The sequence below is a fragment of the Labrys sp. F242 genome (genome assembly GCF_057813875.1).
Window position 1 is genome coordinate 344,660 of sequence record NZ_JBVASG010000006.1, and the last position, 26,727, is coordinate 371,386.

Sequence of the window (26,727 nt, forward strand, 5' to 3'; positions counted from 1 at the left end):
GAGCCGGACCATGCCGTATATCGTCAAGGCCGTTTTGCTGGGGCTTGCGACGACCCTTCTGGCCGGGACGGCGCAGGCCTATACGGTCTATGTCTCCAACGAGAAGGGCAATTCGATCACCGTGATCGATTCCGAGACCCAGACCGTGAAGCAGACCGTGCCGACCGGCCGGCGCCCACGGGGCATCACCATCTCCAATGACGGCAAGTCCCTCTATCTGTGCGCCAGCGACGATGACGGCGTCGAGGTGATCGACACGGCGACGATGAAGGTGGCCCGCACCTTGCAATCCGGCCCCGATCCCGAACTCTTCATCCTGCATCCTTCGGGCAATCCCCTTTATATCGCCAATGAGGACGATGCACTGGTGACGGTGGTGGACGTGCAGCAGAACAAGGTGCTCGCCACCGTGCCCGTCGGCGTGGAGCCGGAGGGCATGGGCATCAGCCCCGATGGCAAGATGCTGGTGAATACCTCCGAGACCACCAACATGGCCCATTTCATCGACACCTCGAGCTTCCAAGTTATTGACAGCGTGCTGGTGGATTCGCGCCCCCGTTTTGCCGAGTTCAACAAGGACAATTCCAAGGTCTGGGTCAGCGCCGAGGTCGGCGGCACGGTCACCGTGATCGAGCCGGCGACACGCAAGATCCTCAAGAGGATCGAGTTCCAGGTCCCCGGTGTCACCGCCGAGACGATCCAGCCAGTCGGCGTCCGCGTCACCAAGGACGGCAAGACCGCCTTCGTGGCGCTCGGGCCGGCCAACCGCGTTGCGGTGATCAATGGCGAGACGCTTGAGGTTGAAAAATATCTGCTGGTCGGCCAGCGCGTCTGGCAGCTCGCCTTCACGCCGGACGAAAAATACCTCTACGCTACCAACGGCAATTCCAACGACGTGTCGGTGATCGACGTCGCAAGCCAGAAGGTGATCAAGACCATTCCGGTCGGTGAAGCGCCATGGGGTGTGGTGGTCTCGCCGAACTGATGCCACGCCACGATTCAATCAGCCAGATGAAGCAATTGGAAGATCTTGGGAGGAAGACCATGCGTATCGCGACTCTCGTCGGTACCCTGACGGTACTGGGCCTTGCCTGCAGCCCGGCCCTTGCGGAAAAGAACTCCAATCGTGTCGAGGGCAAGGGCACGCCGGCCAAGGCCTGGGCCCTGATCGGCGATTTCTGTGGCATCAAGACCTGGCATCCGGCCATCGCTTCCTGCGAGCTTTCGGAAAAAGACGGCGCCAAGATCCGCACGCTCACCACCAAGGACGGCGCCAGATTCGTCGAAAAGCTGGTCAAATGGGACGACAAGGACACGTCCTATACCTATGCCATTCTCGAAAGTCCCCTGCCGATCGAGAATTACGTCTCCACGCTGAAGGTGGAAGAGGACGACGAGCCCGGCAAGATCGCCATCACCTGGTCGTCCACCTTCGATCCCAAGGGCGTGACGGGACAGGCCGCCCGCAAGGCGGTCGCGGATATCTATCTGGCCGGCCTGCTCGAGCTCAAGGCAAAGCTCAAAGGCAAGTGATGGCTGCAGCGGTTGCCCGGCCTTGGTGTATCCTGTCGCCCTTTCGGCGCGACGGGGATCGACCATGATGGTTCATTCGGACAAGCCGGCGCTCTCGGTCTCGGCCGTCGGCCATCATTTCGGCAAACGCGAAGCACTGGTCGATGTCTCGCTCGAGGTGCTGGCAGGGCGCTTCGTTGCCTTGCTGGGACCGAACGGTGCCGGCAAGACGACCTTGTTCTCGATCGTGACGCGGCTCTATCAGAACCGCTCCGGCAGCGTCGAGGTCTATGGACAGGATCTGCGCCTCAAGCCGTCGCGGGCCCTGGCCGAACTCGGCGTCGTCTTCCAGGCCCGCACGCTCGATTCCGATCTGACGGTGCGCCAGAACCTTGCCTATCACGCGGCCTTGCACGGCCTCGGCGGGCGGGCGATGCGCGAGCACATCCTGGCGCTTCTGCAGCGCGTCGGCTTGGCCGAGCGGGCCGACGAGAAGGTGCGTACGCTTTCCGGCGGCCAGGCCCGTCGGGTGGAGATCGCCCGCGCTCTGGTGCACAGGCCGCGCCTCCTGCTCCTGGACGAGCCGACCGTCGGCCTCGATCTCCAGGCCCGGGCCGACATCGTCGCCACCGTGCGGCGCCTGGTGGTCGAGGACGGCATCGCAGTGCTGTGGGCCACCCACATCTTCGAGGAGATCGCCGAGAATGACGACGTCTATGTGCTGCATCAAGGACGGATCGTCGCCGAGGGCAAGGCGGCCGTGCTCGCGGCCCGCAGCGGCGCCAGCCTAGCGGAGACTTTCCGCCGCCTGACGGACAAGGAGGCAGCCTGATGTCGGATGCGGCACTCTCCTCGCGGTTGAATTTTTCGGGCTATCTCGTCTGCCTCGGCGGCATAGCGCATCGGGAGATGCTGCGCTTCGTCAACCAGAAGGAACGTTTCCTCTCGGCGCTGGTACGCCCGCTGATCTGGCTCTTCATCTTCGCAGCCGGCTTTCGCAGCGTGCTCGGCGTCTCGATCCAGCCGCCCTACGAGACCTATGTGCTCTACGAGACTTATGTCGTGCCGGGGCTGGCGGTGATGATCCAGCTCTTCTACGGCATGCAGTCCTCGCTTTCGATGGTCTATGACCGCGAAGTCGGCTCGATGCGGGTGCTGCTCACCAGCCCGTTCCCGCGCTGGTCGCTGCTGGCCGCCAAGCTCATGGCCAGCGTGCTGGTGTCGGTGCTGCAGGTCTATGTCTTCCTGGCGATCGCGGCCTGGTGGGATGTCGATGCGCCGGTGCAGGGCTATGTCCTGGCCTTGCCGGCTCTGATCCTGACCGGCCTGATGCTCGGTTCGATCGGCCTCTTCCTGTCTTCGCTGATCCGCCAGCTCGAGAATTTCGCCAGCGTGATGAATTTCGTGATCTTCCCGATGTTCTTTGCTTCCTCGGCACTGTACCCCCTGTGGCGCATCCGCGAGGCGAGCGAGGGGCTCTATCTGACCTGCCTTGCCAATCCGTTCACCCATGGGGTCGAGCTGGTGCGCTTTGCCCTTTATGGCCGGCTCGAGCCGGTCGCGCTGGCGGTGGTTACAGGCACCACGGTCGCGTTCTTTGCCGCTGCGCTCATCGCCTATGACCCGGCCCGTGGCCTGATGGTGCGCCGCGGCGGCCCCAAAGGAGAAGCATCATGAGATCTGGCAGGCCCCCGATATCTGGCAGGTCCATGGTTCGAACCCTTCGGCCGGCCATCGTCGTGGTAATGCTGGCCGGTGGCCTGGATTGGGGTCACGCCGTGCAGGCCCAGCAGCCCCAGCCCGATCCGGATTGGCCCTGCATCCAGCGCAAGGTCGGCACGCTCAGCGCCGGCGTGGTCTGGAGCGGGCCGGACATCGCGGCCGCCGGCGACTGGACCAAGGATTTCGACACGGCCGCGCTGGCGCAGAAGCTCGCTTCGCGCCGGACGCCGATCGAGGAGGTCGACGGCCTGCTCGACGGCTTCGTGCAGCAGGCGGGCGCGGAGAAGGACGCCCGCCTGACCCGCCTGTTCGCCGGCGTGCTCGAACTGGTCAACGAGGAGCGCGACAAGATCCTGGGCGGTATCGGCCGCTATGCGCGCGGCCAGAACAAGCTCGCCGACCGCATCCGCGACGAGAGCGACAAGATCGGCGCCGCCAAGGATTCCCCCAGCGCGGTTGGCAGCAAGGAAACAGATGTTCTCGAGACCCAACTCAAATGGGACAAGCGCATCTTCGAGGAGCGCGGCCGTTCCCTGACCTATGTCTGCGAGACGCCGGTCTTGCTCGAACGCCGGTTGTTCGATATCGCCCGGCGTATCCAGCAGCGCTTGTGACGGGGGGGCCGGTGGACCAGCCGAAACGGATGCGCGCCGCGATATGTGGGACGGTTGCGGACTCTTAGCCCGCAGGCCCTCTCGGGCTTTTTTCCCCCTGTAGTGGAAGGCCGCCATTCGGGGGCGTACCGAAGCCATGTTGACAGTGTTGCGGCAGGCATGCAGCCTTCGCAAATGACTTCTCAACACCCTGTCGGACCCTTGGGCCCTGGTTCCTCCCGGTGTCCTTGTTGTCGTTACCGGACGCTAGGTGAGCGCGGTGGCTATGAGGTTTGCCCAGTCTGTCACTGGGAGGATGATGGCCAGGACGATCATGACGCCGACGAGGTTCGTGGAGGCCCTAACGGCTCCTTGTCGCTTACCCAAGCACGACGGAACTTTGAGCAGTCTGGCGTTTCAGATCCGGAACGCTTCGAGCCAAATCATCCAACGCGTTCGTAAAAACATATTGTTGAGGCCTCCTTACTCGGGGGGCTTTGTGGCTCAAGGGCGGGCGTTCAACGCGGTGCGGGATGATATTCATGCTCTTCGCGATCTGGCGCCTGCGGAAGCCGAAAATCTCGCCATTGTGAAGACCGCTCTTCCGAAGATCATGTAGGCTTCCGCCTGGGAACGAGAAGGGAGGGACGATCGATGACCCGAATGACGGCCAAGGATTTCCCTCAGGAATTGCTCGAACTCTACGACTTCTATGCGCATGGCAAGATCTCCAAGCGCGAGTTCCTCGATCGGGCCGGCAAATTCGCCGTGGGTGGCCTCACGGCAGCAGCCATTCTTGCCTCTCTCAGCCCCAATTACGCCTATGCGCAGCAGGTGCAGTTCACCGATCCGGACATCGTGGCCGAGTACATCACCTATTCCTCACCCAAGGGGAATGGCGAAGTCCGTGGCTATTTCGTGCGCCCGGCCAAGGCGACCGGCCCCGTCCCCGGCGTGGTCGTCGTCCACGAGAACAGGGGCCTCAATCCCTATATCGAGGATGTGGCGCGGCGCGTGGCCAAGGCCGGATTCGTCGCCCTGGCACCCGATGGCTTGACTTCGGTCGGCGGCTATCCCGGCAATGACGACAAGGGCCGGGACCTGCAGGCCAAGGTCGATCCGGAAAAGCTGATGAACGACTTCTTCGCGGCGACCGAGTTCCTGATGAAGCACAGTTCGGGGACCGGCAAGGTCGGCATGACCGGCTTTTGCTATGGCGGCGGGGTCGCCAATGCCACGGCCGTGGCCTATCCCGAGCTTGCCGCCGCAGTGCCCTTCTATGGGCGGCAACCCAAGGCCGAGGACGTGTCGCGCATCAAGGCGCCTTTGCTGATCCATTATGCGGAACTGGATACCCGTATCAACGAGGGCTGGCCGGCCTATGAGGCTGCGCTCAAGGCCGGCGGCAAGACCTATGAGGCCCATATCTATCCGGGCGTGAACCACGGCTTCCACAACGACTCCACCCCCCGCTACGACGAGGCGGCGGCCAAGCTTGCCTGGGATCGCACGATCGCCTGGTTCCGGCGCTTTCTGGCTTGAGACATTTTGCCCTAACGTCTTGTTTCGGCGCTTCTTTGCGCGTCCTGCTGCTTCCTGTCAGATGCCAAGGGGGCTCCGGCTGTCCCCGGATATGGCATGGCGCCATCCGCACGCGGGCGCAGCCATTGCCCGCCAGGCGAGTTAATCTGACTTTCCGCAATTTCTTTGCTACGGAGTGAAAATTACATAGAAGGTGATTGTATTACTATTTCAACAGGTGCGACACATCCCGCCGTCGACCTGCCCAAGATGCAGCCACCTGGGATATTGTAGAATATTGGGTATTTTACGATGCGGAAGCCGCCAAAGCTGGACCCCGAATTGCTGCGGGACTGCTATCTCTCGGGGCAGATGACAGAGGCTCAATGGCAGGAGCACGTCGCCAATGGCGATGTCGAGGAGCTTGCCGGGGCCAAGGACGATAGCGCCTCGATTTCACCGCTGGAAGCCGCGATGATCCTCGGCAGGGACGCCATGCAGTTGCGCGCCCAGCAATTCATGGACAGGCATCCAGAACTCTCGGTCACCGATCTCATGGTCGAATTCGCGCTGCTCGAGGCCGAGATGCTGATAGCGTCGAAAAACCGGGCGGCCTAGTGACAGGCTCGGTTGTCCCGCAGCCATGGTGATTGCACGCAATCCGCACCCAGCTCCTCGGCGGTAGATTTTTGCCGATAGCCGACCGCAGGACGAAGGAGGATCGCTGGCGCCCCCCTGGAGGCGGAGGGTGGCGATGACGATTGGAAACGATCGTTTCCAATCGCAATTGTCTTATTCAGCGCCGAGCTTGCCAGCCCAGCCGGCTTTCGATGCGCCGCGCGCTGGCCTTGACCAGAGCGATCAGGTCGGGATCCTTTTGCTCGAGCTTCCTGTCCGGCACCACGATCGAGATCGTGGCGCGGCAGGCGCCCTGATTGTCGCGGATCGGAGCGGCGATGCAGGCGACGGCAAAATCGGAGTCGCCGGCCTGGATCGAAAGGCCCTGCTCCAGGGCTTCGGCAGCTATCTTCGCCAGCACATTCTGGTCCGTCTCGGCGCGGCCGGTCGGCGAGGCGATCGCCGAGCGCGCGAAGATCTCGCGCCGCTCCGCTTCCGGCAGATGGCCGACCAGGATGCGGCCGGACGCCGTCCAGTTCAGGGGGCTGCGCGTGCCGACGCGCGAAGTCACCTGGAAATGGTCCTTGCCCTCTTCCATGGCCAGCACGACCATGTGGTCGCCGTCCCGCCCGCAGATCTGGATGGTCTCGCCCGAACTGTGGGCGAGTTCGTGCATCTCCTGCTCCGCCACGTTCAGGAGGTCGAGCGTGCGCGCATAGGTCAGGCCATAGTGATAGAGGCGGGGCCCGAGCCAGAGCAGGCCGCCATCCTGGCGATCGAGCATCTCCTTCTCCACCAGGTCGTCGACGATGACATAGATCGTCGACAGGGGAGCGCCGATGTCGCGCGCGATCTCATAGGCGGTGGCCGGACGCTCGACCTTCTGCAGATAGTCGAGAATCTGCAAGGCGCGGTCGATGCCGCTGGTGCGCGAGCGGCGCCGGGTGGCACCGCCTTCATTGACATCGTCACGCTCAAGGGCTGTCGTGGACATGGGATTCCGAGCTTTCCATCACGTGTCATTCTACGCTGCCGCGGCGGCGTCGAACAAGGTAGCCTCAATCGGCAATTCGCCTCGTTCGTGGAAGGCAGCGTGCCGCTTGTCATTGCCGGGCTTGACCCGGCAATCCAGTTCTTCCGGCGGTCCGTGGCGGCGCCTGGATATCCGGGACAGGCCCGGGTATGACAAAGTCCGAGCCGCTTCCTCCTCTAGCGAACCCATCATGGCGTCAATCGGGCCAATGCAGGATCGCGGCTTCCCGGGCCAGCAGGCGATCATCGAACGGTGTGGCGATCGGGATATTGGATTTGCGAGCCTGTTCGAGTTCCTCGGCGAGGCGCGCCGCCACGATCTCCTCTTCGCCCGGATGCAGGTTGCAGGGATCGAGGAAGAAATAGCCATGCTCGACCTCGTGGTCGCGCACGATCACCGGGCGCTCGCCCGCGGCAAGGCGGTCGGCAAGGTCCCAGGCGGTGATGCGGGCTTCCTGCGGGTCGACGAAGACCTGCAGCCGATCGAGCGGATTGTGGGTCGGATCGGGGACGATCACGACCTTCACACCCTGCTTCCCGTCGAGAGCCTTCACCCAGCAATCGAGAGCCTTGCGTTCGCGGGCGCGGATGCCGTCATGATCGCGGGTCTTCCAGGCCTGTAGGGCAGCCAGCGTGCCGACGATGCCTTCCTTGCCCACCTTCATGCCGCGGCCGATGCCACGGTTCTGCAGATAGACGTTGCGCACCAGCTCCTTTGGGCCGGCCACGATGCCGGAGGTCGGCCCGCCGAGAAATTTATGGCCGGAATAGAGGACGAGATCGGCGCCGTCGGCCAGGAAGCCCTGAAGATCATATTCGGAGGCCGCGTCGACGATGACGGGAATGCCGCGCTCATGGGCGACCTTGGCGAAGACCCTGAGCGGGATCTGCGCATAGTCGACCACATGATGGGAGACGACATAGACGGCCGCAGCCGTGCGATCGGTGATGGCGCCGGCCAAATGATAGGCCGAAGCGCTGGTGGCCTGGCCGATGGGCACGACCTTGGCCCCGGCGAGGCGGATCGCCTGCTCGATGGGCGCCCCATAGCTGACCATGTGGCCTGACTGGATGATCACCTCGTTCTTCAGGCCGGTGGTGTCGGGCAGGCGTTCGATGGCGGCAAGGTCGGCGCCGGTCATGGCGGCGGCAACGGCGAGGCTGATGGCCGCCGAGCAAGAGGCGGTGATGAAGCCCGCTTCCGCACCGGTCAGGTTGGCGATCACGGCGCTCGCCTTGCGATGAAGGTCTCCGAGTTCGACGAACTCGCTCAGGATCGCCGAGACCGCTTCCACGGCGGGCGGCACCACGATGGAGGCGCCGAGCGATGTCATGGTTCCCGATGCGTTGATGACGGGCCTCAGGCCGAGGCGGCTGCGAATGTCGTTGGCGGGCATGGGTTTGGGCTCCGAAAGGCGAAAATGGAAATGGTTCAGTCGATCGCCACGATGGCTTCGATCTCGACGGTGATCTGGCCGGGCAGCGAACCCTGGCCGACCGCCGAACGGGCATGGATGCCGCTGTCGCCGAAGATTTCGATGAACAGGTCCGAGCAGCCATTGATCACGGCCGGATGCTCGGCGAAATCAGGCGCGGCGTTCACCATGCCGAAGAGCTTGACGACCCGCCGCACCCGCGAAAGATCGCCCAGCGCGTCCTGCATGACGGCAATCAGGTTGATGCCGGTCAGGCGGGCGTGCCGATAGGCTTCCTCGACCGATACTTCGGCGCCGACCTTGCCGGTATGGGAGCGGCCCTGGGCATCGTTCGGGCCCTGGCCCGACAGGAACAGCAGCTTGCCCTCCTGCACATGGGTGACGAAATTGGCAATCGGCGTGGGCGCGATCGGAAGCGTGATTCCGAGCGCTGCCAGCCGCTCATAGGGCGAGGCCTGCTGGCGCGGAACGGTCTCGGAAATGGTCATTGAAATACTCCAATCATGCGCAAAGCGCCGTCGTCATGCGAAAAGCTCGGTTTGGCGGATGCAGGCGACGTGGTGCCCGCCGCCGATATGCTCGACCGGCGGAATGGTGGCGGCGCAGGCCGGCGCGGCGGATGGGCAGCGGGTGCGGAACACGCAGCCCGAGGGTGGCGCGATCGGGCTGGGGATGTCGCCCTGCAGCGGCACGCGTATGCGCTGGCGCGTGGGGTCGGGCACCGGCGCGGTCGCCAGCAGCGCCTTGGTATAGGGATGGCGGGGAGCGGCATAGACCTGCCGGCTCGGGCCCCGTTCCATGACACGGCCGAGATACATCACCACCACTTCGTCGCACAGATATTCGACGACCGAGAGGTCATGGGCGATGAACAGCATGGTCAGGCTGAGCTTCTTTTTCAGATCGCCGAGCAGGTTGAGGACCTGGGCCTGGACGGAGACGTCGAGGGCCGAGACGGGCTCGTCGGCCACGATGAATTCGGGCTCGACCGCGATGGCCCTGGCAATGCCGATGCGCTGGCGCTGGCCGCCGGAGAATTCATGCGGAAAGCGCGTGGCATATTCGGGCGGCAGGCCGACCAGGCTGAGCAGTTCGGCGACGCGGTCGGCGCGTGCCTTGCCGCGGGGATAGCCGCAGGTATCGAGCGCCTCGCCGATGATGGCTGATATGCGCATGCGCGGATTGAGGCTGGAAAAGGGATCCTGGAAGACGATCTGCAGCCGGCGTCGATAGGCCAGCATTTCTCTGGCGCTGAGGCCGAACAGGTCGACGCCGTCGAAGATCGCCTTGCCGGAGGTCGGCTCGACCAGGCGCAGCACCGAGCGGCCGGCGGTGGTCTTGCCCGAGCCGGATTCGCCGACCAGGCCCACCGTCGCGCCGCGCTTGACGTCGAAGCTGACGTCCTCGACCGCATGGACGATGCGCCCATTGCGAGCCGGGAAATGCTTGGTGAGGTTCTGCACGCTGAGCAGGGGCGTGTCGGCCGCGGCCTGGAGAGAGGGGGCTGTGGTCATAGCTCGGCGCTCCGGATGCAACGCGAGAAGCTGGCTGCTCCGGTAGCGACCAAGTCGGGAATGGCGGCGCTGCAAGCCTCGAGCGCCAGGGAACAGCGCGGTCCGAAGGCGCAACCCGGTGGCAAAGCGGTGATCGCAGGCACATTGCCCGGGATCGAATGCAGGGCCCGGCGCTCGCCGCTGGCATCGATGTCGCGCGCCGCGTTCGGCGTGCAGGCGAGCAGGCCCCTGGTATAGGGGTGGCGCTGATGGGCGAAGAGATCGATGACGGGCGCCTGCTCGACCACCCGGCCGCCATACATCACCACCACATTATGGGCGATCTCGGCGACCACGCCGAGATTATGGGTGATGAACAGGATGGACATGCCGAATTCGGCCTGGAGGCGGCGCAGCAGATCGAGGATCTGGGCCTGGATGGTGACGTCGAGGGCGGTGGTCGGCTCGTCGGCGATCAGCAAAGATGGGTTGCAGGACAGGGCCATGGCGATCATCACGCGCTGGCGCATGCCGCCGGACATCTGGTGGGGGTAGTCGTCGAGGCGCGAGGCGGCATCCGGTATCTCGACATGCTTGAGCATGGCGAGCGCCCGGCGGCGGGCCTCCCGGCGGTTGACCGGCTCGTGCAGCGCGATCATCTCGCCGATCTGGTCGCCCACCGTGTAGAGCGGATTGAGGCTGGTCATCGGCTCCTGGAAGATCATGGCGATCTCCCGGCCGCGCATGCGGCGAAACTGGCGGGGCTTAAAGGCGGCGAGGTCGTGCACGCCGCCGGCGCGATCGCGGAACAGGATCTTGCCGCCGGCGATGATGCCGGGCCTGGAGAGCAGGCCCATGATCGACAGGCTGGTGACGGATTTGCCGGAGCCGGATTCACCCACCACGGCAAGCGTCTCGCCGCGCTTGAGATCGAAGGTCACCCCATCCACCGCCTTGGCGGTGAAGCGCTTGTTGACGAACCAGGTGCGCAGGTCCTGGACGGACAGGATGGTGTCGGGCGCGGTCGAACCTGTCATGACTGCCATCCGCAATGAGGGCAGGCGTGCTTGCCGGCCGTCGGTGCCTGGGCCGGGACATAGCGCTGGGCGGCAACGACCTCCGCGCCCAGGACGACCTGGCGCGGCTCGAACACCTGGGTGAGCCGGCTGAGCGCGCCCTGCGAGTCCTTGACGGTGAGATCGGCGTCGACGACATCGAACAGCGTGAATTCGGCCGGCTGGCCCTTGTCCAGCAACCCGTCCGCCTTGAGGCCGATGGCCCGGCGCGGCGCTGTGGTCACGGCGGTAACCACCTCCTCCAGCTTCATGCCGAGCGAGAGGAGCTTCGACATGGTGGTGGCCATGTCCCACACCGCCCCGTCCAGCGAGCGGTTGTGCAGGTCCGTGGAGATGGTCCGGGGCGGCAGGCCGCGCGCCAGGGCTGCCTTGGCCACGTCGAAGGAGAAGGAGGCGCCGCCATGGCCGACATCGAGCACGATGCCGCGCTCCGCCGCCTCTTCGGCGAGGCGATAGAGGTCCTCGTCCTCCAGGATCGAGCTGCCGGCCTTGCCGTTGAAGCAATGGGTGACGATGTCGCCTTCGGTCAAGAGGCCGAGGACGTCGTCATAGAGCGGCGGCGGCTCGCCGACATGCACCATCAGCGGCAGCTTGAGAATGCGGCCGAGCTTCTTGGCGAGCTTGACGGGGGTGAGGTCCCAGCCGCCGGTGATGACGTGGCTGGCGCGCACCTTCAGGCCGACGATGACGTCGCGGTTCTGCTCGACGGTGGCGATGATCCGCTCGAAATCGATGGAGCGGATGTCCATGAGTTCACTGACCCGGTTGCAGGCGACCAGGCCGATCGAGCCGAGATTGAGGAAGGCGTAGACGTTCTCGCGCGCCGGCTCGATGATGAACTCGCGCAAGCCGTGGAAATTGGCCTCTCCGGCCGAGCCCGCATCGACCATGGTGGTGACGCCGCGCGCGGCACCGCATTGCTCGGGCTTGAGCGAAATGTCGGTGCCGCCATACCAGACGTGGACGTGAAGGTCAGTCCAGCCCGGTGACAGGAAGCGACCTTCGGCATCGATGACGCGAACGTCGTCGCCGGCCGCGATCGAGGCAGCGGCCTCGGCGATGCGACCCTCGCGGTCGACCAGGATGTCGAGGGGCGTGCCGGACGGGGCGGCGGTGAAGCCGATGGTCCTGGCACCCTTGATGAGCAGCGGCCGGTCGGCCTGAGGGAAACGGTTGCCGATCATGGCTCAGATATCCTTTGCCAGGCGCGGATCGAGGAGATCGCGCAGGCCGTCGCCGACCAGTTGCAGTGACAGCACGGTGACGACGATGGCGGCCCCGGGGAACCACATCAGCCAGCCTGCCTTGTCCATGAATTGGCGCCCGACGCTGATCATGGTGCCCCAGGTGGGCGTGTCGGGCGAAATGCCGACGCCGAGAAAGGATAGGCCCGCTTCGGCGAGGATGGCATTGGCGAAGATGAAGGTGCCCTGCACCAGCAGCGGCGAGGTGACGTTGCGCAGCACGTGGCGCAGCAGGATCTTCCAGGTCGGCACGCCGAGAGCGCGGGCGGCCTCGACATAGGGCAGTTCCCGGATCACCAGAGTGGAGGCGCGCACCACGCGGGCGAGGCGCGGGGCATAGACGATGCCGAGCGCGATGATGACGTTGATGGCCGAGGCACCCAGGGCGGCGACCAGTGCGATCGCCAGGAGGATGTCGGGGAAGGCCATCATCGCGTCGATCACGCGCGAGAGGGGGGTATCGGCCTCCCGGAAGAAGCCCGCGGTGAGGCCGAGCGCAATGCCGATCAACGAGGCCAGCACCACCACGGCGAGGCCGACGGACAGGGAGGTCTGGGCCGCATAGAGCATGCGGGCGAAGATGTCGCGGCCGAGATCGTCAGTGCCGAACAGATGGGCGAGGCTCGGTCCCTTCAGGCGATTGGCGACCGAGAGTTTGGTCGGCGAATAAGGCGCGATCAGCGGCGCGAGGATCGCGGCCAGGGCGATGATGGCAAGAACGGCGAGACCGATGAACGCGGTCGGCCGTCTGATCAGGCGCGACAGCAGGCCGGGCCCTGCCTGGTAGTAGGAGGTGATGGCAGCCATTAGTAGCGCACCCTCGGATCGATGAGCAGATAGAGCATGTCGATGCCGAAATTGACGAGGACATAGAGCCCGGCAATCACCAGCAGCGCGCCTTGGATCACGGGGTAGTCGCGCCGGAGCACGGCGGAGACCACGAGATTGCCGATACCCGGCACGCCGAACACGGTTTCGGTCACCACGGCGCCGGAGATCAGCAGCGCCGCGGTCAGGCCGATGACGGTGAGGATCGGGATCAGCGCATTCTTGAAGGCATGCCTGATCACCACGCGCCATTCGCTCATGCCCTTGGAACGGGCCGTGCGGACATAGTCGTCCGAAAGCACGTCGAGCATCGAGGCGCGGGTGAAACGGGTGATCAGGGCCGAACTGACCACGCCCAGTGCCACCGCCGGCAGCACCAGATGATTGAGGCGCTCGCCGAAGGAGGCGCCTGGTCCGCCATAGCCGGACGTGTCGAACCAGCCGAGCTTCACCGCGAAGATCTGCATGAGGACGAGGCCGAGCCAGAAGCTCGGCACGCTGGCGGCGAACATGGCGAGCATGGTCGCCGCCTGGTCGAACAGCGAGCCGCGCCAATAGGCCGAGAGAATGCCGACCGGCAGGGCTATGGCGCTGGCAATCAGCAGCGAGAACAGCGTGAGGAAGAAGGTCGGCTCGGCGCGGGCGGCGAGAGCCTGCGTCACCGGCTGGTTGAGGAAGATCGACTGGCCGAAATCACCCTGCATGAGGCCGAGCACGTAATAGGCGAACTGGGTGATGATCGGGCCGTCCAGGCCGAGCTTGGTGCGCAAGGCAGCGATGTCGGCCTCGGACGCGTCGGGGCCCAGCATCATGGCGGCCGGGTCGCCCGGCGTGACCCGGACGATGATGAACACGATCGTCACGACGAGGGCCATCACGATGATCATGCCGAGAAGGCGGTGGAGAATCGTGCGCAGCATCGATGGAGCCTTGCGTTGTTCGAGGCCGGAGAGCGTGACGAGGCGATGTGAGCGGGATCGCGGGCACCGCCGGTGACGGCTGGTGCCCGCTCTCAAGCCTCCCCGGGAGAGAAAAGGAGGCTATGTCAGCCCATACAGGCACTGGTCGTTTCAGGGGGCGCAGGGGGCTTACTTGCCTTCCAGATAGGCGTTCCAGAAGTAGGGCCAGGGCGCCGGCGTGACGCCCTTCAGGTTGGGGGCTTGGGCGGCAAGGGCGTTGAAATTGCCGACCTTGTAGGCTGGCGCCTCGTCATAGAAGGCCTTCTGGACGGCCGGCCACAGGGCCAGCCGCTTGGCGGTATCGGACTCGGCGTTGAAGGCGCCCAGTGCCTCGTGCTTCTTGTCCGAGACCCACCAACCGGGCGAGCTGTCCGACATGAAGCCGGTCAGCGACGGTTCGGGCAGGAAGGGGCTGTGGGTGATGTAGATGTCCCACAATTTGGGATCGGTGCGGTTCTTCGTCAGCGTCGCCCATTCCACCACGTCGAGCTCGACCTTGAAGCCGGCCGCCTTGAGATATTCGGCGGCGACCTGTGCCAGCTTGTAGTGGAACTCGTATTGGCGGCTGGTCAGGATGCGCAGAGGCTTGGAGCCGTCATAGCCCGCCTCCTTCAGCAAGGCGGTCGCCGCCTCGACGTCACCCTCCGGCTTGTAGGGCTCAGTTCCCTCTTCGGTATGCCACTGATAGTCCTTGGGATAGAGGGCGCCGTCGACCGAGAAGAATTCCTCCGAGCCGAAGGCGGCCAGCATCATGTCCTGTGGGGAGAGCGCTGCCTGGATCGCCTTGCGGATGCGGATGTCGGACGCGAGGCCCTCCTTGTTGTTCATGAAGAGGACCGGCCAGCCGAAGGGTTTCAGCAGGACAGGGGCGGTCTTGCCCTTGGAGATCTTGTCGAAAGCCTCGACAGGCAGGGAGTCGACATAGGCGAACTGGCCTGATGCGGCGCCCTCGACGCGGGTATTGGGATCGGGGACCGGCACGAAGCGGATCTCGTCGAGATATTGCTTGCGTGCGCCGCCATAGCCGTTGGGCTCGCCCGGGCGGGACGCATACTCGTCGAAGCGCGCGAGCTGGATGAACTGGTCGGGCTTGCGCTCCTTGAGCTTGTAGGGTCCGGTACCGATGAAGCTGGTCAGGGGATCCTGCCCGGCATTCTTGGCCGGAATGATGATCGCCGCGGCATTGTTGAAGGCGAGCAAAGCGAGCAGCGGTGCATAGGGTTTCTTGAGCGTGATCTTGACGGTTTGATCGTCGGTTGCGTCGATGGCGGCGATCATCTCGGCCGTCTGCTTGCCGCGCGTGGCGATCTTCGTCCATCGTTGCAGCGAGGCGACGACATCGGCGGAGGTCATCACCGAGCCGTCATGGAACTTGATGCCGGTGCGCAAGGGAATGGTGTAGGTCAACCCGTCGGCCGAGATTTTCGGCATCTCGGCGGCGAGCAGCGGGGTCACGCCCCAGTCCTTGTCGAAGGTGAAGAGCGTTTCGAAGATATGCTGGGAAACGATGCCGACGAGGTCGGCGGTCGAAGCCATCGGGTCGAGCGTAGGCGGTTCACCGACGGTGGCGACATCGATGACGCCACCTTTGGTGGATTCCGCCCATGCCGGTCCGGCGGCCGGAAGCAATGTCAGTGCAAGCAGGGCAGACAGTCGTGCCAAGCGTCCCATATTGCGTCCCTTTGTTACATTACTATGTAATCTATAACTTATTTATGTATCACTATGCCCTCGATGCCGTGTTTGGTCAAGTCGCTTCGTCTTGGCGGGCCTCTGCAGGGGGCGGTTCAGGCATTGGCCAGGCGGTGAAGCACGATGTCGGCGCTGCGGTCGGAATTGAGGATGATGGCGTCCGCTAGGCAGCGAACGCTGAACAGCCAGGGCAGTTCCCACGGCGCCGCCCGCCAGGCGTCATGCGTCTCCCGGCTGGCCGGATGGGTGAGGAAGAGATCGTGGTCGCAGGGTTCCAGGCCGAGATCGAGCGCCCCGAAAGGCGAGGACAGGCGCAGGCCAGGGCCGTCGGCGGTGCGATGGAAACTCGCCTCCAGCCCGCTCGTCTCGTCGCGATAGCGTCCCGCAGGCAGGACGCTCCGGTCTGGTGGAGTCTCGACGAGCCTGAACCGGCGGCGGCGTCCGAATTTTTCGGTCTCGATGCTGCCATCTGCCTGAACCAGGAGATCATAGGGCGCCAGCCCCGCCCGGGGGCGGAAGCGGCCTTGCGCCACCTCCTCGAGCTCTGCTGCCCCCATGCTGGACACCAGGCTGGGCGTGCCGCTCTCGCTGGCGATACGGATGAGAGCGCTGGTGCCGTCCTCCCGATAGGTGCCCGCGCGCTCGTTGAGCATTGCGATCGCCGCGGGAGACAGGGGCGGCCCGGCCTCCAGGCCGAGGACGATGTCGGCGATGCGCCGGGTGAGGGCATAGGGCGAGAACTCGTCGTGATTGGCGAGGAGGACGATGCCGAGGTCGCGCTCGGGAATGCGGATCGATTCCGAGCGCGAACCGGCGATCCAGCCGCTATGCCCGATGCAGCGAAGCCCGTGGTGAAGGCTGGTGACGAGGCCGAGGCCGTAGGGGGAGGCGATGCCGTTGATCACGGCGCCGGGCGCTTCCATGCGGGCGATCATCGCGGCGTCGCCGACCTTCGGCCGGGCGAGATTGGCCTGCCAGGCCAGCATGTCCTCGAGGCTCGACACCAGCCCGCCCTCGCCGCCGATGGCGATGCCCCAGGCGGCCTTGAGCCAGGCGCCGTCCGGGCCGCGGCGATGATGGGTGACGAGGCGTGGATAGATCTCGTCGTCGCGCAGCATCAGCCTGGTGTCGTGCATGCCGAGCGGGCCGGTGATGCGCTCACGCAGGAGATCGTTGAACGACAAGCCCGAGACCTGTTCGAGGATTTCCGACAGCAGCAGGAAATTGGAGTTGGAGTAGAGCAGGTCCGTATCGGGCGGGAAGTTGAGACCCTTCTGGCGGGCGACGATGGCGCGTGCGGTGGCGCGCGAGGAGGGGGCCAGGATCGGAATGCCGGCCAGGATCATGGTGTCGAGAATGTCGCGCAGGCCGCTGGTATTGGCAGCCAGATGCCTCAAGGTGATCGGCTGCTCATAGGCGGGCAACCAGGGGCAGTGGTCGCGGACGTCATCGCTGAGGGAGAGCTTGCCCTCGGCTTCCATCATCAAGGTCAGCAGCACGGTGAACTGCTTGCTCTGGGAAGCGATGCGCACGACCGAGGTCGGCGACAACGCGATGCCATGGGCAAGGTCGGCCATGCCGCTGCAGCGCTGATAGACAACGACGCCCCCGAGCGTCACCGCCGCCATGAAGCCCGGCGAGGTCTCGCTGGCCCAGGGCGCGAAGAGGGCATCGATCTCGGCGACGGCGGCCGGGGCAAGGGAAGAGGTGGTCATGGCATGCGACTTTCTGGCAAAGTGGCTTTGGGCATTGAAAACACTGTCATCCCGACGGTGACTTGCGTCGCAGCAGCTACTCACCCTGTTTGCGCTACGACATGCACACATCTCGACCAAGCCGGCTGGAGCGCGCGAATCCCTCCCCGGCTTCGGGGAGGGTGGGCGAGCGAAGCGAGGTCGGGTGGGGGAGGGTGGTACAAATCCAGCCATCATTGGCGTGGTAGTGCCACCCTTCCCCATCGGTCGCTGCTTTATCTGGAAAGCGTGAGATGTCAGCATGCCGTGGCCTTCTTACAGGGCGGTGCTGCGCGACCTCGACGGCAGCGCCGCCGCAGGCGACTCATTTCTCGAGATAGACGTTCCAGAAGGCCGGCCAGGGCGAGGGCTCGAAACCCTTCAGCTTGGGCGACTTGGCCGAGAGGGCGTTGAAGTCGCCGATCTTGACGATCGGGGCTTCGGTCATGATCAGCTCCTGCACGCGCTGCCAGTGCTTGACCCGCTCGGCTGGATCGGAGGTGGCGTTGAGGGCATCGACCGCCGCCCGGCTGTCGGGCGTATCCCACCAGCCGACCGAGGCCGGCGCCAGGATGTTGATCAAAGCGGGTTCGGGCAGGAAGGGGCTGTGGGTGATGAAGATGTCCCAGGATGCCGGGTTCTGGATCTGCTGGACCAGTGTTGCCCAGTCGACGACATCCATCTTCACCTTGAAGCCGGCGAGCTTGAGATATTCGGCGGCAACCTGCGCCATCTTGTAGTGGAACTCATATTGGCGGCTGGTGAGGATGCGCAGCGGCACCTCCTCGCCGAGGCCCGCCTTTTTCAGTTCGGCCTTGGCCTTTTCGGCGTCGGCGATATCATAGTTGCCTTCGACGCCAGCATCCGTGCGCCAGGGATAGCCTTCCGGATACATGGCACCATCGACGGCATAGAATTTGGTGTCGCCGAAGGCGGCTGCCAGCATGTCACTTTCGCTGAGCGCGAGCTGCACCGCCTTGCGCACGCGCATGTCGGCAAGGACGCCCTGCTTGGCGTTCATGCGGATCATCGGCCACCCGAAATGTTCGAGCAGCACCGGCTCCGACTTGCCCGACTTGATCTTGTCGAATTGCTCGACGGGCAGCGAGTCCGCATAGCCGAATTGGCCGGAGACCGCGCCTTCGATGCGGGTATTGGGATCGGGAACCGGTACGAAGCGGATCTCGTCGAGATATTGCTTGCGTGCCCCGCCATAACCATCGGGTTCGCCGTCACGCGAGCGGTAGCCCCCGAAGCGCACGAGCTGGATATATTGATCGGGCTTGCGCTCCTTGAGCTTGTAGGGGCCGGTGCCGATGACCTGCTTGAGCGGCGTGTCCTGGTCCTCGGATGGCAGGATCACGGCGGCCGAATTGTTGAAGGCGAGCAAAGCGGGCAGTGGCGAATAGGGCTGCTTGAGCGTGATGCGGACCGTCAGCGGGTCGGCGGCAGCGATATCGACGACCAGCGGAGCGACCTGCTGGCCGCGGGAGGCAACCGTCAGCCAGCGCTTGAGGGAGGCGACGACGTCGGCCGAATCCATCGCGCTGCCGTCGTGGAAGGCGATGCCCTGGCGCAGCTTGATCTCATAGATCTTGCCATCCGGGCTCACCGTGGGCAGCGCTTCGGCCAGCAGCGGCGTGACGTTCCAGTTGCGATCGAAGGTGAACAGGGTTTCGAAGATGTGCTGGCCGACCATGCCGACGATGTCGGTGGCGCTCGCCATCGGGTCGAGCGTCGGCGGTTCGCCGATGGTGGCGACGTCGATGACACCGCCTTTCTCAGGCCCCGCCACCGCCGGGCCGATTGCCGGCAATAACAGCGCAGCAAGAGCCACGGCCAGACTGAACGCACGCTTCATGGATCCTCCCCGGAATTCATTATAATGGAATATATATCTTATTTAGGGACTATGGTTGCATCCACTTCCGACCTCGTCAAGATGTTACCGGCAGCTTATCGCGCGAGCGCATCTTGCGATGGCGCGGTGCGAGAGCGTGTGTACCGAAGGGGATGGCGAGCTTGCGCAACCTTGTGAGTAAACGGCGCGGATGAACAAGAATCGTAGGGACTCGGCGAAGCGCGACGTTAGGGTAGGGCAGCGTTTCCGCCCAAACGCGCTTTGGCTCCGTCCGAATCCCGCACAATATCCGGTTGGATAAGGAGGCCCGTGGTCGAGAGGAAAAGTGGCATGATCGCGCTTGCTGAGGTCCGCCATACGCTCCGGGGGCTCTATTTCGGCTCAAGCCGGCGGGCCGTCTGCTTCCAGATCCTGCGCTTCGTCATCGATGTCGGCATTCTCGTCTTCTTCATCGCCGGGCCGAGCATGAAGAACGAGACCTGGCATACGGCCATCAATGCCATCGTCGCGGCGATCATCGTGCTCGAACTCGCCGCTAGCGCCCTCGTTGCGCCCAGCCTGAAGAAATGGGCGCTGCGGCCGATGACCTGGATCGATGTCGCCATTCTCGCCACCTTCTTGGTACCCGCATTCTTCTCCAACCTGTTCCTGCGCGTGCTGCGCATCTGGTCGCTGAGCAAGAGCAATCTGTTCACGCTGGCACTGCGCAAGTCGGGCTACCGGCAGATGGAAGACACGTTGCGCGCCGCGATCGATCTCACGGTGTTCCTGTTCCTGATCTCCAGCTTCGTTTACACCATGTTCTACGGCAACGGCTTCGATGGCTATGTCCAGGCCCTGTACTTCACCGTCGCCACGGTGACGACGACGGGCTTTGGCGACATCACCTTGCCCGGCAATCTCGGCAAGCTCACCTCCATCGTCGCCATGATCATCGGCGTGTCGCTGTTCGTGCGCCTTGCCCAGGCGATCGTGCGGCCGCACAAGGTGAATTTCAGCTGCCCCCAATGCGGGCTCTCGCGGCATGAGACGGATGCGGTGCATTGCAAGGCTTGCGGCCATGTCCTGAACATCCCGGATGACGGGGACTGAAGCCGGTCAATCCGGCCTAACGGGTGCGGCACGCAGAAGTGCCGCGATCCTGCCGGCCTGCGAGGACTCGATGCCCATGCTCCCGATCATCGCCAACAGGGTTTGGCGATCGACGGCGTCAGCACCGGAACCGGGGGTCGTGGCCGCGATGGCACCGGCGGCATTGGCAAGGACGCTGGCGCCCGCCGGTGACAAGTCGTTGACGATGCCGAAGAGATAGCCGGCGGCGAAAGCATCGCCGGCACCAGTGGTGTCGACGGCCTCGATCCTGGCGGCCGGCGAGACGAATTTGTGTTGCCGGCTATGGAGGAGCGACCCCCAGGCGCCGCGCTTGATCACGACATTCCTGGCACCCGCCTCGATGAGGTTTCTGGCGACCCGATCGAGAGCTGGCCCATCGGTGGAGGCGCCGAGCAGACGGGCATCAGCCTCGCCGAGGAACAGCGTGTCGATGGTGGGCAGAAGGGCAAGCACCATTTCCTTGATGGTGCCGGTAATGCCGGCGGGGATGTCGAGGCTGACTGGAATACCCGCAGACGCCGCTTGCGCGACCGCGCAAAGGGCGGCCTCGCGCTGCGGCGCCTGCAGCAAGGCATAGCCCGACAGGTGCAGGAGAGCCGTGCCGGCCAGGGCGGCCGGATCGACCTCGTCCGCCCTCAACCGCACATTGGCGCCCCGATAGGCGAACATGGTGCGCTCGCCGCTTGCGCTGACCACCACAACGTTGAGCTGCGTGGGTTCCGCCTCGTCCCGCCGCACCCATCCTGTCTCGACGCCGGCCTGCCTCATCGCACCGAGGCACCAGTCGCCCCAGCTGTCCTTGCCGGTCTTGCCGATGAAGTGCACCGGCAAGCCGAGGCCCGCAAGGATCCGCGCGGTATTGGTGGCAGAGCCGCCCAGGCCATGGCTCTGGCGCTCGGCGATGCCCTCGCCGCCCTCCGGCGGATAGGTGGGGACCTGGAGCGTCAGGTCGACATTGATGTCGCCGAGGACTGCCACTGCCGGCACGATCTCTCCTTGGGCACTCATAGGCTGGGGCGAGGCTATTCTAGACGATGTACATCTGGTCGATGGCCTGGGCGACGTCGGCGATGATGTCGTCGGCATGCTCGATCCCCACCGAGAAGCGCACGAGGCCGTCGACGATGCCCATGGCCTGGCGTTCCTGCGAGGGGATGTCGAGGAAGGCCATGGTGCCCGGCATCTGCGTGGTGGTGCGCAGGCCGCCGAGGCTGGCGGCGAAGGAGCACAGCTTCAGCCGCTTGAGCAGGCGCACCCCGTGCTCCTCGCTCTCCACCTGGAAGGACAGCATCGCGCCGAAATTGCGCAGCTGCTCCTTGGCCGTGGCGTGGTTGGGGTGCGAGGGCAGGCCCGGATAGAACACGCGCTTGACCTTGTCATGCCCTTCCAGATAGCGGGCGAGGGCGGCGGCGTTGGCGCACTGCTTTTCGAGCCGAAGCGCCAGGGTCTGGGCGCCGCGCAGCAGCAGCCAGGCATTGAAGGGCGAGAGTGGTGCGCCCAGCTTGTTGAGCGTGTTCCAGCGTACGTCCTCCAGCCAATCCTTGGGCAGGATCTCGGATTTGAGCGTGATGATGCCGCCGACGGCGTCGTTGTGGCCCCCGATGAATTTGGTGGCACTCTCCACCACCACGTCGACACCGAAGGCGTGCGGCTGGCATACGGCGGGGCTAGCGAAGGTGTTGTCGCAGATCACCGCGATGCCGCGACTATGGGCGAGTTCCACCAGCTTGCGCATCGGGGGCACCTTCATGGTCGGGTTCGCGAGCGCCTCGAAATAGAGCACCTTGGTCTTGTCGGTAAAGGCGCGCTCGACCTGGGTGGGGTCGGTGGTGTCGACGAAGCTCACGGTGATGCCGAAATCGCCGATGCGATGGTCGAAGAATTCGTGCGTGCTGGAATAGGTGGTCAGGTCGGTGACGATGTGGTCGCCTGCCTTGAGGATGCCGAACAGCGCGTGCGAGATCGCGGCCATGCCCGAGGCCGTGGCAAGGCAGGCATCGGCCCCGGTCAACTGCGCCAGATGTTCCTCGAGCTTGTATTCGGTGGGATTGCCGCAGCGGCTGTAGATGTTCACATCCTTGCGCGCGCCGGCTACGATCTGGTCGTAGATGTCGCCGGCATATTGGAAATTGGCCGACATGTAGATGGGATAGCTGATCGATTGCGATTCCGGCTCGGGCGCATAGAACACGGCGCGGCTGGCGAAATCGAGCTCTTTGGACGACATGCGGGCACTCCTTGAGGTGTCATTCCTTGACGGCGCCACCGGTCAGGGCGGCGGTGATCTGGCGTTCGAACAGGACGAAGAGGACGAGCGGGGCGAGGGCGGCGATGAAGATGGCGGCCAACATCACCGGATAGTTGGTGATGTGCTCGCCGACGAAATCGGCCAGGCCGACCGGCAGCGTCTTCCTCGCCGGCGTGTTGATGAAGACGAGCGGGAAGAGGAAGTCGTTCCACACCCAGATCATGTTGACGATCACGGCGGTGAACATGGCCGGCCGGGCGAGCGGGACCGCGATGCGCCAGAAAATGCCGAATTCGCTGCAGCCGTCGATACGTGCCGCGTCCATCAGTTCGCGCGGCAGGGTGACGAAGAAGGCGCGCATGATGAACAGCGTCACCGGCACGTTGAAGGCCGCCGTCGGCAGGATCACGCCGAGATGGGTGTCGAGCAGGCCCATGGTGCGAAGCACCACCACCAGCGGCACGAGCGCGACATAAGCGGGAATCGCCATGGCGACCATCAATCCGGCCTCGACGCCGGCCAGCCAGCGCGGGCGGTAGACGGCGAGCCCATAGCCGCCGGCCGTGGCGGCTGCGACGGCCAGCAGGGTCGAACCGGCCATCACGATCAGCGAGTTCAGGGAATAGGTGCCGAGCGCACCATTACTCCAGGCTTGGGCGAAGGCGTCGAGGCTCGGGGCTGACGGCAGCGACCACACCGAGCGCATGAATTCCTTGTTGGTCTTGAGCGTGCTGTAGGCCATCCAGGCGAAGGGAGACACCACGATCGCCACATGGAGCGACAGGAAGGCGAGGACGCCGAGGCGCGTCGGGCTCCAGCGGGACAGGGCCGACATGCTCACGCCTCCCTGCCGGTGGCGCTGCTGCGCAGCGAGCGGAAGATGATGAAGGCGCCGATGGCGGTCAGCAGCATCTGGGCAAAGCCGATGGTCGCGGCATAGCCCATCTCGAAGGCGTTGAAGCCGACCTTGTAGAGATAGGTGGAGACCACTTCGCTGGCGTGGTTGGGACCGCCATTGGTCAACACGAAGACCAGGGAGAAGGTCTTCAGCGAGCCGATGATGCAGAGCAGGACATTGGCTCGCACCGTGTCCCACACCATGGGCACGGTGACCGAGACGAAGGAGCGCCAATGGCCGGCCCCGTCGAGCTCGGCCGCCTCGAACACGCTTTCGGGCACGTTGCGGATCGCCGCCACGAACAGGAGCACGTAGAGCCCGAGATAGGTGAAGCTCATCACCGCCACCACGGCGGCGAAGGCGGTTGAGGACTGGCCGAGCCAGCCCGAGGCGAGGCTGCCGAGACCGACGGCCTTCAGCCCGGCATTGAGCAGCCCGAAATAGGGATTGTAGATGAAGCGCCAGAGAAGGCCGATGCACACTTCGCTGACGATCACCGGGACGAGATAGAGAAACAGGAAGAAGCGCCCGGCTGCGCCGACGACACGCACCAGGCAATAGGCGATGGCGAGGGCGAGCAGCACCTGCAGGACGATGGCCGAGACGGCGACGGCGAGGTTTCGGGCGAGAGCCGCCCAGAAGAAGCCGTCACCGGCCAGGCGGACGAAATTGTCGAGGCCGACAAAGACGGGGGCGGCCGAGCCGTTCCACTGGTAGAAGGACAGCACGCCCGAATGCAGCACGGGATAGGCGACGAAGAGGCCGACCAGGATGAGCGTCGGCAACAGGAAGGCGAACGCGTAACGCGCGTCGCGGCCTGCCGACGGGTCCTTTCCTGCTTCCTGCGCTGCCATGAAATGCTCTCTCCTTCCCGGAAGGCGCGTCTTATTTCGCCTTCAGGGCTTCTTCCACGCGCTTGGCGGCATCGGCCGGCGCGACCGAACCGTCGAGCACGCCCTGGAGCGAGGTGTAGTAGGCATCGGTTCCCTTGGGCGGCATGGCGGTATCGTAGAAGGGATCGAGCTTGCCGGCCTTGCTCATCAGATCATTGCTGATGGCATAGAGCACCGGTCCCGCGGCCGCCTGCGTGGTGGCGCCCTTGACGGTGACCATGGTCTTGCGCAGCTCGACATATTTGGTCATCACCGCCGGCGAGGTGAGGAAGCGCAGCAGCGTGACCGCGTCCTTCTTGTTGGCGGTCTTTTCGGCGATGCCGAAGGCCGCCGCGACGCCGCCCAGCACGTCGCCGGGATTGCCCTTGCCGCCGGCCACCGTCGGGAAGGGGAAGAAGCCGAGCTCGAAGCCCTCAGGCGCGTCGGCGGAGGCGCCGATCTGCCAGGTGCCGTTGAGCATCATCGCGGCCTGGCCATTGAGGAAGAGCATATTGGCTTCCTGGTCGCTCATGCCGTTGAAGCCGACGGGGAAATAGCCCCTGGAGGACAGGCTGGCGATGCGGGTCAAGGCCTCGGTGGCCTCCGGACCGAGATCGGCGTCGGCCTTGCCCGCCACGATGTCGGAAACCAGGCCCGACCCCTTCAGGCGCATTTCGAGATATTGGAACCAGAAGGTGGCCGGCCAGGAATCCTTGTTGCCCAGCGCCATCGGCACGAGGCCGTCGGCCTTGATCTTCTCGCACAGGGCCAGGAATTCGTCGTAGCTGGTCGGAACCGCCCAGCCTTTCTCGGCGAACAGAGCCTTGTTGTACCAGAACACGGCGGCATCGATGTCGATCGGCACGGCATAGGCGTGGCCGCCGATGCTGGTCTGCGCCAGGGCCGTCGGCAGGAAGCTCTCGCCCCAGCCATCCTTGGCGAGATCGGCGTCGAGCGCATACATCTGGTGACCGGCCACGAAGGCGCCGAGGAAGCCGCCGGGCAGGGTGTAGAACACGTCCGGCGGGTTGCCGGAGGCCATGGCGGTGTTGAGCTTGGTCTTGTAGGCCGACTGCTCGGCCGCCACCACGTTGAGCTTGATGTCGGGATGGGCCTTGGCGAATTCGTCCAGGGCGTAGGTAATGAAGTCGACCTTGTCCTTCTGCCCCGAATAGGCGTGCCAGAAGGTCAGCTCGCCCGCCAGCGCCGACAGGCTCATCGCCAAGGACGCGGCAACGCCAAGTGCGAGTGCGCGAAAACGCATGTCTTCAATCCTTCCCCACCGGTTCCGAATGCTCGGTTCGATTAATTGCAGTGGTGCCACATTGAAATGAACATGTCTACAGTAGTACCACAAACAAAGCTGTGCTAGGAGCTGGACGGCGAGTGCAAGATTCGAGGCAGGCATGATCGATCAAGCCAAGAGCGCGGCTGGGGGGCAGGCAATGAGCCGGCTGCGTAGCGCGCTGCCCGCACTGTCGGAATCGGAACGGCGGGTGGCGCTGTGGGTCCTCGACCATATCGATCTGGCGATACGCCAATCCATGTCGGCCATCGCCCAGACCGTCGAGGTCAGCGATACCACGGTCCTGCGCATGTGCCGTACCGCGGGCTTTGCCGGCTTCACCGATCTCAAGCTCGCTTTGGTCCGGGATACGGGCGAGCGTTCGATAGCCAGGCCCGATGAGGGCGCAGCCGGAACCGATGGCGACCTCGGCTGGGCCAGCCGGGTCTTCAATGCGAACATCCAGGCCATCAGCGACACCCTGTCGATGCTCGACCAGGGCGACTTCGCTCGCGCTCTCGATCTCGTCTCCGGCGCCCGCCATATCCTGATTGGCGGCATCGGCGGTTCCGGCATCGTGGCCCAGGCCCTCTATCAGCGCTGCTTTCGCCTGGGCCTGCGCTGCGACGCACCGGTCGATTCGCAGCTCCAGCTCATGCACGCCTCCCTGCTCGGGCCGGGGGACCTTGCCGTGGCCATTTCCTATTCCGGCATCACCAACGATCCCGTGCTCCTCCTGCAGGAAGCCAGGACGCAGGGCGCCTCCACCCTGTGCATCACCGGCAACCGGCGTTCGCCCCTGGCGCGCCTTGCCGATGTCGTGCTGGTCAGCGTCTCCCATGAACTGCGCAGCGAGCCGATGGCCGCACAGATCGCGCAGCTGACGCTGGTTGATGCCCTTTATGCCGCTTTGGTCGCGCGTGCGCCCGACACGGCCCAGCTCAACGAGGAGCGCATGGTCAATGCCATCCTCCCCAAATCCATCTGAACA

26 protein-coding genes are annotated in these 26,727 nt (G+C 64.6%); 10 read left to right on the forward strand and 16 right to left on the reverse strand.

Features of this window, described 5'->3' with window-relative positions:
• Positions 1-10: 10 nt before the first annotated feature.
• From ACZYTC_RS29920 to ACZYTC_RS29955, 8 genes are all read left to right on the forward strand, one after another.
• Entirely contained in the window at positions 11-985 is a 975-nt protein-coding gene (locus tag ACZYTC_RS29920) for a YVTN family beta-propeller repeat protein (protein ID WP_434960058.1), read from the forward strand.
• 59 nt (positions 986-1,044) lie between these two features.
• A complete protein-coding gene (locus ACZYTC_RS29925) occupies positions 1,045-1,533 on the forward strand; it encodes an SRPBCC family protein (RefSeq protein ID WP_488991254.1) in 489 nt (162 codons plus the stop codon).
• 67 nt (positions 1,534-1,600) lie between these two features.
• Complete coding sequence (locus tag ACZYTC_RS29930) at positions 1,601-2,344, forward strand: ABC transporter ATP-binding protein (RefSeq protein ID WP_441771702.1); 744 nt, start codon at positions 1,601-1,603, stop codon at positions 2,342-2,344.
• Positions 2,344-3,189: an ABC transporter permease gene (locus ACZYTC_RS29935; RefSeq protein ID WP_434960060.1), complete on the forward strand. Its 846-nt coding sequence runs from the start codon at positions 2,344-2,346 to the stop codon at positions 3,187-3,189. Before ACZYTC_RS29930 ends, ACZYTC_RS29935 begins: the two co-directional genes overlap by 1 nt.
• 32 nt (positions 3,190-3,221) lie before the next feature.
• The gene (locus tag ACZYTC_RS29940; RefSeq protein WP_434960061.1) at positions 3,222-3,848 is read left to right on the forward strand and encodes a hypothetical protein; all 627 of its coding nucleotides are present in this window, start codon (positions 3,222-3,224) and stop codon (positions 3,846-3,848) included.
• Positions 3,849-4,022: 174 nt separating this feature from the next.
• A complete protein-coding gene (locus tag ACZYTC_RS29945) occupies positions 4,023-4,289 on the forward strand; it encodes a CPCC family cysteine-rich protein (protein WP_488991255.1) in 267 nt (88 codons plus the stop codon).
• Between the two features lie 192 nt (positions 4,290-4,481).
• Positions 4,482-5,369, forward strand: a complete 888-nt coding sequence (gene yghX, locus ACZYTC_RS29950) for a YghX family hydrolase (protein WP_488991256.1) — start codon at positions 4,482-4,484, stop codon at positions 5,367-5,369.
• A gap of 291 nt (positions 5,370-5,660) precedes the next feature.
• Positions 5,661-5,966 (forward strand): hypothetical protein, encoded by a 306-nt coding sequence (locus ACZYTC_RS29955; protein ID WP_434960064.1) that lies wholly within the window; start codon positions 5,661-5,663, stop codon positions 5,964-5,966.
• A 178-nt stretch (positions 5,967-6,144) separates the two neighbouring features.
• On the opposite strand, the gene ACZYTC_RS29960 is transcribed toward ACZYTC_RS29955, so the two are convergent.
• The 11 genes from ACZYTC_RS29960 to ACZYTC_RS30010 form a co-directional block, all read right to left on the reverse strand.
• On the reverse strand, positions 6,145-6,960 hold the full coding sequence (locus ACZYTC_RS29960) for an IclR family transcriptional regulator (protein ID WP_434960065.1): 816 nt from the start codon (positions 6,958-6,960) through the stop codon (positions 6,145-6,147).
• 235 nt (positions 6,961-7,195) lie between these two features.
• On the reverse strand, positions 7,196-8,395 hold the full coding sequence (locus tag ACZYTC_RS29965) for an aminotransferase class V-fold PLP-dependent enzyme (protein ID WP_488991257.1): 1,200 nt from the start codon (positions 8,393-8,395) through the stop codon (positions 7,196-7,198).
• Between the two features lie 35 nt (positions 8,396-8,430).
• Complete coding sequence (locus tag ACZYTC_RS29970) at positions 8,431-8,922, reverse strand: RidA family protein (RefSeq protein ID WP_434960067.1); 492 nt, start codon at positions 8,920-8,922, stop codon at positions 8,431-8,433.
• A gap of 33 nt (positions 8,923-8,955) precedes the next feature.
• Positions 8,956-9,948, reverse strand: coding sequence for an ABC transporter ATP-binding protein (locus tag ACZYTC_RS29975; RefSeq protein WP_434960068.1), 993 nt, complete (start codon positions 9,946-9,948; stop codon positions 8,956-8,958).
• Positions 9,945-10,964, reverse strand: a complete 1,020-nt coding sequence (locus ACZYTC_RS29980) for an ABC transporter ATP-binding protein (protein WP_434960069.1) — start codon at positions 10,962-10,964, stop codon at positions 9,945-9,947. The genes ACZYTC_RS29975 and ACZYTC_RS29980 overlap by 4 nt, the downstream gene beginning before the upstream one ends.
• Positions 10,961-12,187: an amidohydrolase/deacetylase family metallohydrolase gene (locus ACZYTC_RS29985; RefSeq protein WP_434960070.1), complete on the reverse strand. Its 1,227-nt coding sequence runs from the start codon at positions 12,185-12,187 to the stop codon at positions 10,961-10,963. Before ACZYTC_RS29985 ends, ACZYTC_RS29980 begins: the two co-directional genes overlap by 4 nt.
• A gap of 3 nt (positions 12,188-12,190) precedes the next feature.
• Complete coding sequence (locus ACZYTC_RS29990) at positions 12,191-13,054, reverse strand: ABC transporter permease (protein ID WP_488991258.1); 864 nt, start codon at positions 13,052-13,054, stop codon at positions 12,191-12,193.
• Complete coding sequence (locus ACZYTC_RS29995; protein ID WP_488991259.1) at positions 13,054-13,995, reverse strand: ABC transporter permease; 942 nt, start codon at positions 13,993-13,995, stop codon at positions 13,054-13,056. Before ACZYTC_RS29995 ends, ACZYTC_RS29990 begins: the two co-directional genes overlap by 1 nt.
• 168 nt (positions 13,996-14,163) lie before the next feature.
• On the reverse strand, positions 14,164-15,696 hold the full coding sequence (locus ACZYTC_RS30000; RefSeq protein ID WP_488991283.1) for an ABC transporter substrate-binding protein: 1,533 nt from the start codon (positions 15,694-15,696) through the stop codon (positions 14,164-14,166).
• 125 nt (positions 15,697-15,821) lie between these two features.
• The gene (locus ACZYTC_RS30005; RefSeq protein WP_488991260.1) at positions 15,822-17,441 is read right to left on the reverse strand and encodes a serine hydrolase domain-containing protein; all 1,620 of its coding nucleotides are present in this window, start codon (positions 17,439-17,441) and stop codon (positions 15,822-15,824) included.
• Positions 17,442-17,784: 343 nt separating this feature from the next.
• Positions 17,785-19,320, reverse strand: coding sequence for an ABC transporter substrate-binding protein (locus ACZYTC_RS30010; protein WP_488991261.1), 1,536 nt, complete (start codon positions 19,318-19,320; stop codon positions 17,785-17,787).
• A gap of 330 nt (positions 19,321-19,650) precedes the next feature.
• Here ACZYTC_RS30010 and ACZYTC_RS30015 point away from each other — a divergent pair, with 330 nt between their 5' ends.
• Positions 19,651-20,412 carry a potassium channel family protein gene (locus ACZYTC_RS30015; protein ID WP_441771673.1) on the forward strand — a complete coding sequence of 254 codons (762 nt, stop codon included), beginning with the start codon at positions 19,651-19,653 and terminating at the stop codon, positions 20,410-20,412.
• Positions 20,413-20,418: 6 nt separating this feature from the next.
• On the opposite strand, the gene ACZYTC_RS30020 is transcribed toward ACZYTC_RS30015, so the two are convergent.
• The 5 genes from ACZYTC_RS30020 to ACZYTC_RS30040 are packed head-to-tail and all read right to left on the reverse strand — an operon-like array spanning position 20,419 to position 25,715.
• Complete coding sequence (locus ACZYTC_RS30020) at positions 20,419-21,420, reverse strand: carbohydrate kinase family protein (protein WP_488991262.1); 1,002 nt, start codon at positions 21,418-21,420, stop codon at positions 20,419-20,421.
• Positions 21,421-21,460: 40 nt separating this feature from the next.
• Positions 21,461-22,660 (reverse strand): trans-sulfuration enzyme family protein, encoded by a 1,200-nt coding sequence (locus tag ACZYTC_RS30025; protein WP_441771675.1) that lies wholly within the window; start codon positions 22,658-22,660, stop codon positions 21,461-21,463.
• Positions 22,661-22,679: 19 nt separating this feature from the next.
• A complete protein-coding gene (locus ACZYTC_RS30030; protein ID WP_488991263.1) occupies positions 22,680-23,516 on the reverse strand; it encodes a carbohydrate ABC transporter permease in 837 nt (278 codons plus the stop codon).
• 2 nt (positions 23,517-23,518) lie between these two features.
• A complete protein-coding gene (locus ACZYTC_RS30035) occupies positions 23,519-24,433 on the reverse strand; it encodes a carbohydrate ABC transporter permease (RefSeq protein WP_441771677.1) in 915 nt (304 codons plus the stop codon).
• A 31-nt stretch (positions 24,434-24,464) separates the two neighbouring features.
• Complete coding sequence (locus ACZYTC_RS30040) at positions 24,465-25,715, reverse strand: ABC transporter substrate-binding protein (protein WP_441771678.1); 1,251 nt, start codon at positions 25,713-25,715, stop codon at positions 24,465-24,467.
• Positions 25,716-25,857: 142 nt separating this feature from the next.
• On the opposite strand from ACZYTC_RS30040, the gene ACZYTC_RS30045 reads away from it, so the two are divergent.
• Positions 25,858-26,724 carry a MurR/RpiR family transcriptional regulator gene (locus ACZYTC_RS30045; RefSeq protein ID WP_441771679.1) on the forward strand — a complete coding sequence of 289 codons (867 nt, stop codon included), beginning with the start codon at positions 25,858-25,860 and terminating at the stop codon, positions 26,722-26,724.
• The last annotated feature ends 3 nt before the right edge of the window (positions 26,725-26,727 follow it).

What these genes read in the sequence shown, in the direction of transcription:
- ACZYTC_RS29920 (WP_434960058.1), top strand. Translation starts at nt 11, where the DNA reads ATGCCGTATATCGTCAAGGCCGTTTTGCTGGGGCTTGCGACGACCCTT.
- ACZYTC_RS29925 (WP_488991254.1), top strand. Translation starts at nt 1,045, where the DNA reads ATGCGTATCGCGACTCTCGTCGGTACCCTGACGGTACTGGGCCTTGCC.
- ACZYTC_RS29930 (WP_441771702.1), top strand. Translation starts at nt 1,601, where the DNA reads ATGGTTCATTCGGACAAGCCGGCGCTCTCGGTCTCGGCCGTCGGCCAT.
- ACZYTC_RS29935 (WP_434960060.1), top strand. Translation starts at nt 2,344, where the DNA reads ATGTCGGATGCGGCACTCTCCTCGCGGTTGAATTTTTCGGGCTATCTC.
- ACZYTC_RS29940 (WP_434960061.1), top strand. Translation starts at nt 3,222, where the DNA reads ATGGTTCGAACCCTTCGGCCGGCCATCGTCGTGGTAATGCTGGCCGGT.
- ACZYTC_RS29945 (WP_488991255.1), top strand. Translation starts at nt 4,023, where the DNA reads ATGACTTCTCAACACCCTGTCGGACCCTTGGGCCCTGGTTCCTCCCGG.
- yghX (WP_488991256.1), top strand. Translation starts at nt 4,482, where the DNA reads ATGACCCGAATGACGGCCAAGGATTTCCCTCAGGAATTGCTCGAACTC.
- ACZYTC_RS29955 (WP_434960064.1), top strand. Translation starts at nt 5,661, where the DNA reads ATGCGGAAGCCGCCAAAGCTGGACCCCGAATTGCTGCGGGACTGCTAT.
- ACZYTC_RS29960 (WP_434960065.1), bottom strand. Translation starts at nt 6,960, where the DNA reads ATGTCCACGACAGCCCTTGAGCGTGACGATGTCAATGAAGGCGGTGCC.
- ACZYTC_RS29965 (WP_488991257.1), bottom strand. Translation starts at nt 8,395, where the DNA reads ATGCCCGCCAACGACATTCGCAGCCGCCTCGGCCTGAGGCCCGTCATC.
- ACZYTC_RS29970 (WP_434960067.1), bottom strand. Translation starts at nt 8,922, where the DNA reads ATGACCATTTCCGAGACCGTTCCGCGCCAGCAGGCCTCGCCCTATGAG.
- ACZYTC_RS29975 (WP_434960068.1), bottom strand. Translation starts at nt 9,948, where the DNA reads ATGACCACAGCCCCCTCTCTCCAGGCCGCGGCCGACACGCCCCTGCTC.
- ACZYTC_RS29980 (WP_434960069.1), bottom strand. Translation starts at nt 10,964, where the DNA reads ATGACAGGTTCGACCGCGCCCGACACCATCCTGTCCGTCCAGGACCTG.
- ACZYTC_RS29985 (WP_434960070.1), bottom strand. Translation starts at nt 12,187, where the DNA reads ATGATCGGCAACCGTTTCCCTCAGGCCGACCGGCCGCTGCTCATCAAG.
- ACZYTC_RS29990 (WP_488991258.1), bottom strand. Translation starts at nt 13,054, where the DNA reads ATGGCTGCCATCACCTCCTACTACCAGGCAGGGCCCGGCCTGCTGTCG.
- ACZYTC_RS29995 (WP_488991259.1), bottom strand. Translation starts at nt 13,995, where the DNA reads ATGCTGCGCACGATTCTCCACCGCCTTCTCGGCATGATCATCGTGATG.
- ACZYTC_RS30005 (WP_488991260.1), bottom strand. Translation starts at nt 17,441, where the DNA reads ATGACCACCTCTTCCCTTGCCCCGGCCGCCGTCGCCGAGATCGATGCC.
- ACZYTC_RS30010 (WP_488991261.1), bottom strand. Translation starts at nt 19,320, where the DNA reads ATGAAGCGTGCGTTCAGTCTGGCCGTGGCTCTTGCTGCGCTGTTATTG.
- ACZYTC_RS30015 (WP_441771673.1), top strand. Translation starts at nt 19,651, where the DNA reads ATGATCGCGCTTGCTGAGGTCCGCCATACGCTCCGGGGGCTCTATTTC.
- ACZYTC_RS30025 (WP_441771675.1), bottom strand. Translation starts at nt 22,660, where the DNA reads ATGTCGTCCAAAGAGCTCGATTTCGCCAGCCGCGCCGTGTTCTATGCG.
- ACZYTC_RS30030 (WP_488991263.1), bottom strand. Translation starts at nt 23,516, where the DNA reads ATGTCGGCCCTGTCCCGCTGGAGCCCGACGCGCCTCGGCGTCCTCGCC.
- ACZYTC_RS30035 (WP_441771677.1), bottom strand. Translation starts at nt 24,433, where the DNA reads ATGGCAGCGCAGGAAGCAGGAAAGGACCCGTCGGCAGGCCGCGACGCG.
- ACZYTC_RS30040 (WP_441771678.1), bottom strand. Translation starts at nt 25,715, where the DNA reads ATGCGTTTTCGCGCACTCGCACTTGGCGTTGCCGCGTCCTTGGCGATG.
- ACZYTC_RS30045 (WP_441771679.1), top strand. Translation starts at nt 25,858, where the DNA reads ATGATCGATCAAGCCAAGAGCGCGGCTGGGGGGCAGGCAATGAGCCGG.